This is a genomic window from Bradyrhizobium sp. 191 (assembly GCF_023100985.1).
GTDB lineage: Bacteria > Pseudomonadota > Alphaproteobacteria > Rhizobiales > Xanthobacteraceae > Bradyrhizobium > Bradyrhizobium diversitatis.
Genome location: NZ_CP064692.1, coordinates 6812506 through 6825842, shown reverse-complemented (window position 1 = coordinate 6825842; position 13337 = coordinate 6812506). Strand labels below are relative to the sequence as shown.

Genomic DNA, 13337 nt, shown 5'->3' with positions numbered 1-13337 from the left:
CTGAGGGCCCGCCAAAGGCGGGCGTCTCGAAGGATGGCCGCAGGAAAAGCTCTCAAATGCGATAGCCCTGCCGCAAGCGGCGAGACACTAAGCCAGCAACGAGATTCACTCGAAGCTGATCAGCTCTCCGCCGTCTCGCCTTCGGTGCGCGGCTCGGCAGTGTCATCTTTCATTCTCGCGGCCGCAGCGACGATGCGGTCGGCGAGGCCTGCTGGCGCGCGCACCGGCGGTGCCGCGAGCGCACGGCGCAGGGCGCGCGCCTCTTCCAGCAGGGCTTGCGCGGCGGACGATCGCGACAGCAGCTCTTCGGCGGGCAAGCGCCGATCGTCGGGCCAGAGGGAGAGATCCTCGCCCAGCCGATCGATCAGTTCCTCAAACTCGGTGACGTCCATCGCCCGCCGATCCCGCCTCGGTCAGGCTGTCATAGAGCATTGCAAGCGCTCCGAAAACCGGATTTGAGCGGCATCGCGCGCCAAATATGCCCGCAGCACTACGGAAAGCCGTGGAAACGGCGACCGTTCCGGCGCCCGCCCTCCCCCGCCTCGCGGAGGAGCAGGCAGCTCAGCCCCTGCGGGCCGAATCGGCCGGTCCAGGCTTGCTGCTCCGCACGGTCGTGTCGACGAACTCCCAGGCCTCCCGCAGTTCGGTCAGCCCGGCGATGATGCGGCCGAAATTTTGCCGGGCGTGCGGACGGCCAAAGGCCCGGTGGCTCGCCAGGATCATCGCGTTGTAGGTCTGGAACAGACGCTCCGCCACGTCACCGCCTTTGGCGAAATCGAGATTGTGGCTGAGCCCACGCAGGATCGCGGTCGCCTTCATCAGGTGCTCGTGCCCTTCCTCGAAACGCCTTGCCTCCTGGGCGGCGAGCGATCTCTGGAGAGAGATGATCGTGCCGCCGAGCAGCATCGAGACCGCCTTGAGCGGCGGCAAGGTCGTTGCCGTTCCCCGATAGGCCTGGTTGGCCATGTACGCCATCGGATTATGCATCGTCAATCACTCGAGTTGAGCAGGGCCTTGAGATAATCGAGCGTGCTGTTCGCACTCTCGATCGCGGCTTGGTATTTCGCGTATTGCGTCTGCAGCTGCGACTGGAGCGTCGCCGCGGCGCTGTTGATGTCATCGACCATTTTCTGGAGCTCGTCGTCGCGCGTCGTCAAGCTGGTGATCTGCGTTTGCAGCGCGCCGGTCGATGACGAATAGTCCTTCGCAAGCTGGTAGATCTGCGATGCAATCCCGGTGCTCGAGGTGACCGTGATCGACTGCGAAGTCGAGCCGGTATAGGTGAAGGCCATGCCGGCATAGATTGAGCCGGACGCGCCGATGATCGTGGTGCCGCTGACCGTAAACAGCGAGGAGTCGCCGCCGACCGAGGCCGAGGACAGGTTGCCGTCGGAATCGACGGTCAGTTCCAGGGTGAAGGATTGCGGCGACGTCCCGGTGTTGACGACGCTGAGCTGGCTCGACGACGTCGTGGTTTGCGCCGACAGCAGCTTGGTCACGCCGCTCAGGTTGGTGCTCAGGATCTCCGACAACGTGCTGGTGTCGAGCTCAAGTTCATTGCTCTCGTTGAAGGACAGGCCGAGATCGGCCATCGTCATGCCGCCCACGGTGCTGTTCAATGCGTTCTGGAGCGCATCCATGATGTTGCGCATGGTTCCGTCGCCGAACAGGACCGCGCTCGAATCTGCGGTGCCATCGGTCGTGGTCGCCTGCTGGGCGATGACCTCGTCGCGAAAGGCATTGTAGTTGGTGACGAAGGTCTCCAGCGCCGATTGGATCTGGCTGGTGTCGGTCTCGATACTGATGTTCAGCGAGGTTCCGTCCGGGGTCGCCTGAAGCAAGCTGAAAGTGACCCCGCTGAGAACGTCGGTGATGTCGTTGGTGTCGCGCGTCATCGAAATGCCGTCCAACGTGAATTCGGCCGACTGCGCTTCCTGGATGACGTTGGTGAAGCTGCCCGAGCTGTCGGTCACGCCGAGCTTGTTCAGGATATCGTCGCCGGACGTGCTCGAATAAGTGATGTCGGCGGCATCCTCCGTGCCTGTCAGCACCATCTGGAAGGACGTGCTGGAGACCTGCACGATTGAGGCCTGGACGTTGGTCGTCGAGGTCTGGGCATTGATGGCATCGACGACGTCCTGAAGCGACATCGTGCTGGTGATGGTGATATCGGACGTAGCCCCGCCGTCCAAACCGATGGAGAACGTGCCGGAATAGCCGAGCTCGTCGGTCTGGCTCGATTGCGAGGTGCCGACCACCTTCTGTGCGGCCGCGAGCTGACTGATCGTCAATGTATGGTCGCCGATCGCCGCCCCGTTCTTGATCGTCATGGAAAGCGCCGAGGAGGCACTCACGTCTCCGGTCGAGCTGATGCTCGCCGCGCGCGTCGCGAATGCGCTGGTGGAGAGCGAATTGACCACCGCCGTGGATAGTGACGACAAGCCGGAATACAGCGTCTGCAGATCGCTCTGAAGCATCTGATAGGCCGAGATCTTGGCCTCGTTGTTCGTGATCGTGGTCGAGATCGTATCCGCCTGCGCGGTCTTCGCGTCCACGGCGGACTGTATCAGCGCTGACCAGTCGATACTGCTCGAATTGGTCGACCCGCTCGTGGTGACGGTGACGCCCGAGCTTGCGCTGCTGGTTGAGCTGACGCTGGCCACTTTGGTTGCCTATTCCCTGGTAGTGAGCGGGCCGGCCTCATGCCGGCCCGCTCGGATCGTCATCAGTTCAGCAGCTGGAGCAAGTACTGGGGCATCTGGTTCGCCGCGGCGAGCGCCGACACGGCAGCCTGTGTCTTCACTTCGGCCGAAGACAGCTTGGATTGCTCGGACGCGATATCCACGTCCTCGATCGCGGAGTTTGCCGCCTGGAGGTTCTGCGTCTGGGTCGAGATCGAATCCGACGAGAAGTTGAACCGCGATTCCTGAGCGCCGATCGAGGCGCGCGCGGCGGAAACGGTGTCGATCGCAGTATCGATGGCATCGAGCGCCGATGTCGCGCCGGACTGAGTGCTGACGTCGAGCGTGGAGACGGCGAGAGAGGACGCGGTCAGGCTGGTCAACTGGATGTCGATCGTGTCAGAGCCGTCCGAGCCGACCAGCACGGACACACCGGACGAGAACACGCTGGATCCATCGAGCAAGCTCTGGCCGGAATAGCGGGTGCCGGTCGCGATCGAGTCGATTTGGGCGTTGAGCTGCGAGAATTCCGATTGGATATAGGCGCGACTGGAGTCGGTCACGGTGCCCGACGCGGATTCGGACGCCAGCGACTTCATGCGGGCGAGAATGTCCGAGATGTTCGACGCGCCGCCGTCGGCGGTCTGGAGAATCGCGGTCGCCTGCGAGGCGTTGGTCGCAGCCTGCTGAAGCGTGGTGACGTCCGAGGAGATGCGCGTGGAGATCGCAAGGCCCGCGGCGTCGTCGGATGCCGAAGTGATGCGCGATCCGCTCGACAGCTTCGAGAGCGAGCTGCTCTCCTGCGCAGCGTTGATGTTGAGATAGCGGACTGCCGCATTGGCGGCAGTGTTGGTGTTGATTGCGGGCATCTGAAGCTCCTGTTTGATGGGCACGGCGTGCCGCTTCGTGGGAATCGACTTACGACGACGCGGACCGCAGCCCCGTCCGTTCGCTCAAACGGCGGAGCGCGAGGGGATCAGGCGCGAAAATCTTCGCGAGGCGATTTTTATGGTTAGCAGTCGGTAAACGCGGTGCGGATGTCGCGCTCGTGCTTGCGCAGGAGCTGGCGAAGCTGCTGGCGGCCGCGCTTGAGCAGCGACTCGACGGCGGCGACGGTTGTATCCATCACCTGGGCAATCTCGCCGTTGCTCATGTTTTCGTGGTAGGACAGGATCACCGCGACGCGTTGTTGCTCGGGCAAGCGGTGCATCGCGAGCTCCAGCATGTCGTTCAGCTCGTTGCGCTCGATGAGCTCGACGGCGCCGGGCTGCTTGTCGGCGACTTCCGGCACGGCCTCGACGTTCTCGGTGCGCGGCTTGCGACGCAGATCGATGCAGCGGTTGGAGATGACACGGTAGAGCCAGGTCGAGAATTTGGCGCGGCCGTGCTGCCATCGTCCGCGATGGCTCCAGATCTTGAGCATGGAATCCTGCACCACGTCCTCGGCGTCCGCGGCATTGCCGACGATGCGCAGCGCAATGGCATAGGCGCGATCGATGTGACGCTCGACCAGCATGCGGAATGCGACTTCGTCGCCGGTGGCGAGCTTGTCCAGGAGTTCGCTGTCCTCGTCGTAGACGACATCGGCGGCATCAGGCGCGCCGCCCGGCGCGAGCGGCGCGGACGGCATCATCGGCACCGTCTCTTCGGCCGGCACCGTCGTCGCGATCTCGGCCTCGGCGGGAGCCCAGACATCAGCAGCGTAACTCATCCCGCAACCTCCAACCCGCAATGCCCGCGGCGCCCATGCCACACGGCTTCCAAGCGTTGAACGCGGGACGAAAGCAATCCAGGCGGTGAATTTCCGTTGTTTTTCAAAATGTTACCCGGTCATTTGTTGCCGAGTATCGGGCAATAATTGCCGGCCGCGCGATCATCTTGCGCGTCGTACCTGCAATCATCACATCGTCTCGCGCCATGGCGGATCGTTCATCCTGAGCAGATGTCGTCGAGAGAAAACGCTGACATTACGCGGCACTAGGTGATCAAACGCGATACGCGCATGGTGCATGAAGAGACAATTGTTTCCGAGTGTGAATGAACGCGAGACGACTTTCGCACCCGGCAATTTTTTCCGAATCACCATTTTCGAACCTAGCGATTTTTTTGAATCTGTCAGTCGCGACGAACGCGATTTCGAATCGCGCGTGAACTTTTTTCGTATACGTGGCGCCTGACTCGACACATGCGCACGTTAATCGTCCTGGTGACGGGGAATTGCAGCATGAAGATCGCAACGAGTGGCACGGAGCGCCGCACGCAAATTGTTTCTGCTTGGTCATTCGATGTTTTCGATACATTTCTGCTTCGCGCCTGCGCGACGCCGGATGGCGTATTTGAAAGGACTTACGAGCTTTCGGGCATTTCACGATCTTGTCCGAATGTTTCCACGAGTTTCGTTCAGCATCGTATCCAGGCCGAATCGCGTGCACGCCGGACCGCGAAGGAGAAACGCGGCGTGGGCGAAGTGCACATCGACGAGATCTATTCCTATTTTCCGTTCAGGCTCTTCGGTCTGGCGCGCGGCGACCTGACAGATCTGGTCGAATCGGAGTTTGCGGCGGAGATCGAGCTCTGCCGCGCCAATCCGGACATGCTTTGGCAATATCAGGACATGAAGCGAGCGGGCCACCGCGTCGGATTCATCTCCGACACCTATTGGGAGGCCGACCGGCTGGCGCGATTGCTGCGGGCTTGTCATCCGGGCCTGAGCTGGGACTTTCTCTACGCATCCTGCGACCACGGCAGCAGCAAGAGCGAGTCGCTGTTCGCGACGTATCTGTCGGAGCAGAGCATCGACGCCAGCGCCTCCTTTCACGTCGGCGACAATGAAAAGGCCGACATCAGGGCCGCGAAGCGCCACGGCATTCGCCCGCGCTACTATCCGCAGGCCACCGCCCAGCTTGCGGCGAGGTTTCAGCGCGAGACCGCGCTGTTCGAGCTGTTGTGCACGGGTGCGCCGTCTCGACTCGATCACGGCGCACGCACCCTGCGGCGCATGGTCGTCGCGCGCAGCGCCGAGAGGTCGCCGGCCTTCCATCTGGGAGTGACGGTGCTCGGCCCGGTGATGAAGGCATTCGATGCCTTTGTTGCACGGCGCTACGAAGAGGTCGCAGGTCCCGACCGAAAGGTCGCCCTCGGCTTCCTCGGCCGCGACGGCTTTCTGTCGCACCAGATGTGGCAGCGGCTGCACGGCATGACCTCGGCCTATATCGAGATCAACCGCCGCGTCAGCCTGATCGCCTCCGCCGACACGATGCAGCCGATCATCGATCTTCTGGGCAAGATCCTGAAGATCGACGCTCCGACCTTTCGCGACATGATGAAGATCCTGCCGCCGAAGGTCGCCGCGTTCTTTGCGAAGTCGCCCGGCGGGATCGTGACCGGCCTCGAGATTGCCGAGGCGCTACCCGAGCTGATGGGAGCGGATGAGATCGGCGAGCTCGCGGCCGGCCTGCGCGCGAGGTTGCTTTCCCATCTGCGCCACGTGATCCCCGGCTTCGACGACTGCACCGATCTCGTGCTCGCCGATCTCGGCTATTCCGGGAGCGTGCAGAAGGCGCTGCGTCGGATCTTCAAGCTGGAAGGCCTCGACATACGCCTCCACGGCGCCTATCTGATCTCGCTCGATGACGCATTCGACGACGTTGCGGAGGAGGACAGCGCCACGGGCTTCATCTCCGATCTCGTCGTCACGCCCCATGTGAAGCGCATGCTGATCCGCAACATTGCGCTGCTGGAGCAGGTCTGCTGTTCGGCCGACGGTTCGGTCCGGGACTATGACGGCGGCACGGTGCTGCGGGAGATCAATCCGCGACCCACCAGCCAGATCATGCTGGCGGCAGACATCCAGGCCGGCACGCTGGCCTTTGCGGAATGCGCCGAACAGGTCGCGGTGGATTTTCGTCTGAGCCCCTATGCCGCGCCCGACGTCGCCGCGCGCTGGTGCGCGGCGACCTTGGCCCGGCTTCTGCTGCTGCCCGATGAGGACGAGCTGGCGCTGCTGGGCGAACTGAAGCATGACGTCAATCTCGGCACCCATGCGCTGGCGCCAATGATCGACGGCGACTACATCCGTCGGCAGATCACCGCCCGCGGTCTCTCAGCCGCCTGCACGACATCGGCACCGCCGATGTGGCTCGCGGGTTGCTTTGCGCGCCTGTCGGCGTCCCACTCCTATCTCTACACGCTGTTCGGTGCCAACCGCCTGCCGGCCGACGTCTTCGAGGACAGGCCCTGCGGCCAGGTCCAGGTCGGACTGTTTCGCGCGAACGGCGAAGCGACGCTGGAGACGGTGACGCTTCACCGCAACGGCCTCGGCGAGCTGCGCGTCCGTATTCCGGTCTCGCGTGCGATGGGTATCGCCACGATCGTCCTGCCGCTGCCCAAATTCGCCGCCGAAGGTCTGCTGCATGGCGTGACGATCCAGAGCGCCGCCGATGTCCGCGACGCCGCGGAAAGCCAGAGCGGCATCGCGGCCGAGAGCCTGGTCTTCGCCGGGATAGAGCGGAACGGCGACCATTATCGCGCCCAAAGCGAGGATGGCTGCCTGCTGATCCCGGTCGCCCCCATGACCGAGGATATCGCGATCTACTCCGTGGCAATTACGCCGCTTGGCGCCCATCCCAAATAGTCCGCCTGATCGCATCGCCTCGACCGTTGAAGTCCAGGGCTGAGACCGGGGGGTACGGAATTGACGGACGAAGACCTTGATCGGCTGTTGCAATCCGGCGGCGTGAGGCTCGGCCGGTCCCAGCGCGACCGCCTGGACTGGCTGTTCAAGCAGTATGGCGCGCCGCGCGACGATTTCAGCGAGTGCCGCCGGAGCGGCGTCATCATCCTCAAGGAGCCGCCAAGCGGCGCGGCCGCCGAGCTGTTCTATCGCTCGCTAACGCCCGCCTGCGCCGTCGTCATTCCCGGAAGCGAGAACCCCGGCTTCGACTTCCTCAAGTCCAAGCTGACCGAATTCGGCACTGTCGGCCCCTGCGGCGCGGACGGACCGCACGAGATGTGGTGGGGCGGCATCGGCTGGTCGAAACTCCTCTCTGCCGTCGATTCATCAACCCTGCGTCCGCGGATCGTCTCCTGCTATCCGCGCGGCTGCGACGCAACCGCGGCCTTCGCGCTCCAGCATTCGCTCGAACGGCTTGACCTCGCCTGCCACATCGAGCCGGTCGAAGCCCAGCTCGGCGACCGCATCCTCTGCTTCGAAAAGGCCGAGTTCATGATGCGGATGTGGAACAAATATCGCGAGCCGCTGCTATTCGTCGAAGCCGGCGCGGTGGTGCGCGAGGCGCCGCTGCTGCCGTCCTTCCTCGGCTGCGACGTGGCCTTGCACAAGTGGAATCGCTGGGAGATGTCGGCGCGCACGCTCTATCTCGGCCGCACCAAGGCTGCGGAGATGATGCTGCGCACATGGCAGCAACTCGCCGCGTCCTATCCTGCGATCTGGGAGGGCTATCTGATCGATCAGGCCTGGAGCCTGACGTCGTCGCAGGTGCCGCTCGACACCGTATGGCTGCCGCGATCCTATCACGCACTGAAAGGCGACCTCGGCGCCTCGCGCGCCACGATCCTGCATGACCAGCAGACGACGACGCTGGAGCTCGGTCCCGATCCCGGCTTTGCGCGCATGGTGCGTGCCGCCCGTCGCGCCGGCCGCACCGGCACGCGCGACGCCTTCATGGTGATGACCTCGAAAGCCGAGACCGGCAACGGCATCGCCGTGATCCTGCGCAACGTCTCGGCCAGCGATGCCGGCGCGGTGGCCGCGGCTGTGGAGGCCGTGACCGGCGCCTATGCCGCCGATTGCGGCGGATACAGCCGGCTCGAGCTGTCGCTCTGCGCCTCGCAGGAAGACGTCGGTGCCGCGCGCGAGGCTGCCGCGCAGGCGCGCTGCCGCATCCTGGAGATCGCGCCGGGACAGCGCATCGCCAACGACTTCTTCGCTGCCCACGCTTCCGACGAAGCGCTCATGACCGCTCGCCACCTCTTCCCCTGACGGACACCTCACGATGCTCAAGACCATCATCCTGCTCACCGACACCGTGCAACGACAGCAGCCGCTGGCCAATCTGCTCCGCGAGCACAATCGCGATCTCTCCTTCTGCTCGGCGCTCCGCGCATCGGACCTCAGCGCGATCGAGCCTGACATGCTGAACGAAGCACGGCTGATATCCTTTGCGGCCGATGTCGCAGTTCCCGAAAAGCTCCTGCTCCAGCTCGGCTATGGCGCCTACAAGTTCTACGCCGCTCCGGTGCAATATCCGGGCTTGCCACCGGCGCCCGACGAGAGCGACGACGATCCGCGTTGCTATTCCGTGATCGCGCAATCGATGATGATCTGGCCGGATTTCAAGAAGGTGGTCGGCCTGGAGACCGTGACGATTCCGGACGGCACCGTTGCTGCCGACCGCGAGCGGATGGTGTTATCTCGCCTTGCGTACCTGTTCTGGCAGATGTCTGGCATGATCGCTGGCGAGGCCACCGATCTCCCCGGCATCATGGAGTCCAGTGAAAACCGGCGTCCAGCGCTCGCGATGATGAACTAAAGGCTGCTAGCGCAGTGCGAGGCGGCCGAGAGTGCCCGGCGCTGCTCCGGCGCCCCCGCACGGCAGGGCCGCAGCCGGCAGAGCGGTGGGCGCCCAACTAGAACGAAGTGCCACCCCCAAACCTGAACTCCTGAACCGTGTCGTATTTGCCCTTCGTCAGCGGCACGGCGTAGTCGAAGCGCAGTGGCCCGAACGGCGAGGCCCAGATCAGGCCGACGCCGACGGACGATCGCACCGTACTGCTGTCGTCATATTGCAATCCGCAGGTCGGGCACGCGTTGGTGTTGACTTCGCCGGTGGCCGACCATGAGGTCGGCCCCTGGTAGCCCCAGAGCGATCCGGCATCGGCGTAGACCGCGCCCTTCAGGCCAACTTCCTTGGGCAGGAACCAGAACAGCATCTGCAACTCCATCGACGCGCCCCAGTATTTCGTGCCGCCGAGCGCATCGCCGCTCGAGCCCAGGCTCCAATAGGTGATGTCGCGCGGACCGATACCGTTTGACGCGAAGCCGCGCACGAGGTTCGGCCCCATCTGGAAGTGATCCAGCATGCGCAGGTCCTGGCTCCCGAGCTTGCTGAGGAGACCGCCTTGGAGATGGATCACACTGACGATGTCGGACACGAGCGACGTGTAGTATTTGGTATCCAACGCCGTCTTCAGATAGGTGACGTCACCGCCGACACCCGCGAAATCCTGCTTGAAGTCGACCAGCAACCCGTCCGTGGGGTTCTTGGTGTTGTCGAGCGTGTTGTAGTTCAGCGTGTAGCCGAGCGCCGACGTCCAAGTCGCGCCGTTCGCCAGTTCCCGCCGGACCGGCAGGCTCGACTCACCGTCGCCATAGCAGCCGTATCCGTAAACGCCCGAATCCGTGGAATTGGTCGGGTCCACGCCGCCCAGAACACTCCTGATATAGGCCGGCGTCGGATTGAAGGCCAGCGACGCGTTCGATGCGTTGTTGTTGCAATTGTTATAGGCGCTGGCGAGCGTGATGCTCTGCTGATAGAGCGAATAGCGGAGCTGGAGTGAGAGGTCCTCGCGCAATGCAAAGCCCAGGCGTGGAGAGAAGCCCAGCGTCGTCACGCCGTAGCTCGTGTAGCTGTTCGACAATTGCTGGCGCCAATAGGTGTCGATTCCGAGCGCCAGCCGGTAGTCGAGCAGATAAGGCTCGACGAAGGACAGCGATATTCCGCGGGAGTATTGACCGTAGCTGACCGAGACCTTGCCGTACAGACCGCGACCGAGCAGGTTGCGCTCGGAGACCGACACTTCGGCCAGAGCGCCGTCGGTGGTGGAGTAGCCGCCCGAGATCGAGAAGTCGCCGGTCGATTTCTCTTCCATGTCGACGATCAGGATGACGCGGTCACTCGACGAGCCCGGCTCGGCCGTGATCTTCACGCTCTTGAAATAGTCGAGGTTCTTCAGGCGCCGCTCGGCGCGATCGACCAGCGCGCGGTTGTAGGCGTCCCCCTCCGAGAGATCGAATTCGCGGCGGATCACGTAATCGCGCGTGCGGGTATTGCCGCGCAGGGTGATGCGCTCGATATAGGTTCGCGGGCCTTCGTCGACATTGAACACGACGGAGACGGTGCGCGCCTCGAAATTGCGGTCGCCTCCGGGACGGACCAGGGCAAAGGCATAGCCGCGGCGCGAGGCCTCGATCTGCATGTCTTCGGTCGACTTCTCGACCGATTCGACGTTGTAGAGCGAACCGACATGGACTCGCGAATAGACGCGCAGCGAGGATGGATCGAAGTTCGGAATGCTGGAGCGGAAGTCGACTGCGCCGACACGGTACTGCGCCCCCTCCTCGGTCTTGAAGGTGACGAGAAAGCCCTTTTTCTCGGGATCGTATTCAGTGAGCGCGGCGACGACCTGGACGTCGGCAAAACCGTTCTTGAGGTAGAAGCGACGGATCAGGTCGCGGTCGGCCTCGACGCGGTCGGGATCATAGATGTCGTTGCTGCCGAGAAAGCTGAGCAGATTGCTTTCATGGGTCTTGATGACGTCGCGCAGTCGCGAGGCCGAGAAGGCGTTGTTGCCGATGAACTCGACGGACTTGACTGGAGTCTTGGCACCCTCCTCGACCGTGAAGATGAGATCGACGCGATTATTCGGCTGCTCGATGATCTCGGGCGTGACGCGCACGTCATAGCGGCCCGAGCGCCGATAGATCTCGGCGATGCGTAGCGTGTCGGACTGCACCAGCGCCCGCGAGAAGGTCCCGCGCGGCTTGGACTGGATCTCGGCCGAGAGTTGCTCGTCCTTGATCTTCTTGTTGCCCTCGAAGGCAACGCGGCCGATCACGGCATTTTCCACCACCGAGACCACGAGGCGGCCGCCGGACTGACTGATCTTCACGTCCTGGAACAGGCCTGTCCCGATCAACGCCTTGAGTCCGTCATCGAGGGCGGATTGATCGAGGCGACCGCCGGGGCCGGGCCTGAAATACGAGCGGACCGTCTCGGCCTCCACCCGGCGATTGCCCTCGACTACGATCGTCTCCACGCCCTGCGCAGCCGCCGGTTGCGGCAACAGCACGACGGGAATTGAACTCGCAATCGATACACCACTCATCGCCACCGCGATCAGCAAGCCCCGCAACACCGACATTCCACACCTCAAGAGCACCTGTTGCTCTGAAACGAAACGGCTGTGGCCGCGATGTGGCTTTGAGATTGCTGTACTGTTTCCGGTCGTTGAAATTGATTGGCGGGTCGGTCGCGCGAATACGGCGCCCTGACGACCGCGTGAGCCTTCCGCGGCCAGCGGCCGACGTGCGGACGGTCTCGTACGGGCCGACCAGGCAAGCGCGCAGCAACATCCCGCAACGCCTGAATTCTTTACAGCCTCTGAAGTCGGTGCGAGAGGCGACGGCATCAGGAATTCGCACGGGGCATTTGCCGATGAACGCGCTTGTCATGACCAGAACGGTGCTGGTCGTCCTCCTCACCTCGACCCTCACCGCTCATGCCGCAGCCACGCGCAAGCGCGATCGACAGCAAGCAATGCATGATGTCGTCTATGAGTATGGTCCGCACGGGCCCAATCGGTCCTACCAGTCCGGTCCGCATACGCGCATCTATGTAAGCAAGCGGTCGTGGCTGGATGGCGGGACCGAAGTGCTTCCCGGCGATCGCAAGTTCACCGACTACGCCTTGCCGCCCGGCACGTCGTTCGCACGCGAGAACAACAACCGGCCGCTCGACCGTCAACCGCTGAGCCCGGATTCGGACCTAGGCGGATTTGCGCAGCGAATCCCGATCTCCTGGTGAGTGGGCTCCTTTCTGTCCCCGACGCGGCGCAACGCTTCTCAACTCGCACTGACCAGACACATCTTCGCGTTCTCGCGGCCGAATTCGCCCGAGTTCTGCTTCGTCGCTCACCCTCTCGAGCCAAGAGGGCACAGGGAAGACCGGGTGCTGACCTCGCACCCGCGGTCCGCTGCGCGAAAATGGAGCGCAAAGAGACCGCACAGCAGCATACAGGTGGTGCCAATCACTCGGCCTTCCCTGCGCGATGGTCGGACGGCTTATGCCGCGCTCTCCCGGGAGCCGAGTTCGTTCTGGCCTCCCTCACCCTCGCGAAATTCACCGACCTCCGCGCCGGTTGACGCGACTGCCGCCTCCGCAAGAGCTTGACCGTAGCAACGACGGCCAGGACCACACGGTTTTGCCGTACGCGCGGTTCGCCATTTCGCCGCAGTTTTCCCAGCCCTGTCGACGGAGCCGGAAACTTACAGGCGAGACGAAGCCTAGCAGCGCCGTTCGTCCGCGCGCGGCCACGGGCTCACCGGGGACTACCCTCCCTGCCCGCACCTTTCGCGCCCGACGCTGCCGCGTCCACCGCAAGCCCGGCTCGCGACAATGACGACCACACGATCGCCCCTCAAGGATGAGCCGGGATGAGTGACACATACGACAAATCCGAATTTCGGTAAAGTAGAATATTTTCGCAACGAGGGCTTGACGCAGCGGCAAAACAGGGTCGACGTCCGGCCTGGCAGGCACCGTGCGGCGGGGCCCGAGATGCCCCGCAACATCTGTTTACATCCAGCAATATTCCGGCTGCCGAAAGGCCACGATCGCGCGGCTAGTGGGCCCTGTT

The 13337-nt window shown here is 63.4% G+C and carries 10 protein-coding genes; 4 read left to right on the top strand and 6 right to left on the bottom strand.

Going from position 1 to position 13337, the window contains the following annotated elements:
- Positions 1–119 precede the first annotated feature (119 nt).
- The 5 genes from IVB23_RS31980 to IVB23_RS31960 all read right to left on the bottom strand — a co-directional run bounded on the left by IVB23_RS31980 (position 120) and on the right by IVB23_RS31960 (position 4392).
- Positions 120–392, bottom strand: coding sequence for a hypothetical protein (locus IVB23_RS31980; RefSeq protein ID WP_247801217.1), 273 nt, complete (start codon positions 390–392; stop codon positions 120–122).
- Positions 393–561: 169 nt separating this feature from the next.
- Complete coding sequence (locus IVB23_RS31975; RefSeq protein WP_247801216.1) at positions 562–987, bottom strand: flagellar export chaperone FliS; 426 nt, start codon at positions 985–987, stop codon at positions 562–564.
- A 2-nt stretch (positions 988–989) separates the two neighbouring features.
- On the bottom strand, positions 990–2663 hold the full coding sequence (gene fliD, locus IVB23_RS31970; protein WP_247801215.1) for a flagellar filament capping protein FliD: 1674 nt from the start codon (positions 2661–2663) through the stop codon (positions 990–992).
- A gap of 62 nt (positions 2664–2725) precedes the next feature.
- Positions 2726–3550: a flagellin gene (locus tag IVB23_RS31965; RefSeq protein WP_061880515.1), complete on the bottom strand. Its 825-nt coding sequence runs from the start codon at positions 3548–3550 to the stop codon at positions 2726–2728.
- A 143-nt stretch (positions 3551–3693) separates the two neighbouring features.
- Positions 3694–4392 carry an RNA polymerase sigma factor gene (locus tag IVB23_RS31960; protein ID WP_247801214.1) on the bottom strand — a complete coding sequence of 233 codons (699 nt, stop codon included), beginning with the start codon at positions 4390–4392 and terminating at the stop codon, positions 3694–3696.
- 747 nt (positions 4393–5139) lie between these two features.
- Here IVB23_RS31960 and IVB23_RS31955 point away from each other — a divergent pair.
- Genes IVB23_RS31955 through IVB23_RS31945 form a run of 3 tightly spaced genes read left to right on the top strand, consistent with a single transcriptional unit; the run spans position 5140 to position 9232 of the window.
- Complete coding sequence (locus IVB23_RS31955) at positions 5140–7314, top strand: hypothetical protein (RefSeq protein WP_346659127.1); 2175 nt, start codon at positions 5140–5142, stop codon at positions 7312–7314.
- 60 nt (positions 7315–7374) lie between these two features.
- The gene (locus tag IVB23_RS31950) at positions 7375–8682 is read left to right on the top strand and encodes a hypothetical protein (protein WP_247801212.1); all 1308 of its coding nucleotides are present in this window, start codon (positions 7375–7377) and stop codon (positions 8680–8682) included.
- A 13-nt stretch (positions 8683–8695) separates the two neighbouring features.
- The gene (locus IVB23_RS31945; RefSeq protein WP_247801211.1) at positions 8696–9232 is read left to right on the top strand and encodes a hypothetical protein; all 537 of its coding nucleotides are present in this window, start codon (positions 8696–8698) and stop codon (positions 9230–9232) included.
- A 97-nt stretch (positions 9233–9329) separates the two neighbouring features.
- Here IVB23_RS31945 and bamA read toward each other — a convergent pair whose 3' ends face one another.
- On the bottom strand, positions 9330–11843 hold the full coding sequence (gene bamA, locus IVB23_RS31940) for an outer membrane protein assembly factor BamA (RefSeq protein WP_247801210.1): 2514 nt from the start codon (positions 11841–11843) through the stop codon (positions 9330–9332).
- Positions 11844–12136: 293 nt separating this feature from the next.
- On the opposite strand from bamA, the gene IVB23_RS31935 reads away from it, so the two are divergent.
- Positions 12137–12505, top strand: a complete 369-nt coding sequence (locus IVB23_RS31935; protein ID WP_061880508.1) for a hypothetical protein — start codon at positions 12137–12139, stop codon at positions 12503–12505.
- Positions 12506–13337 lie beyond the last annotated feature (832 nt).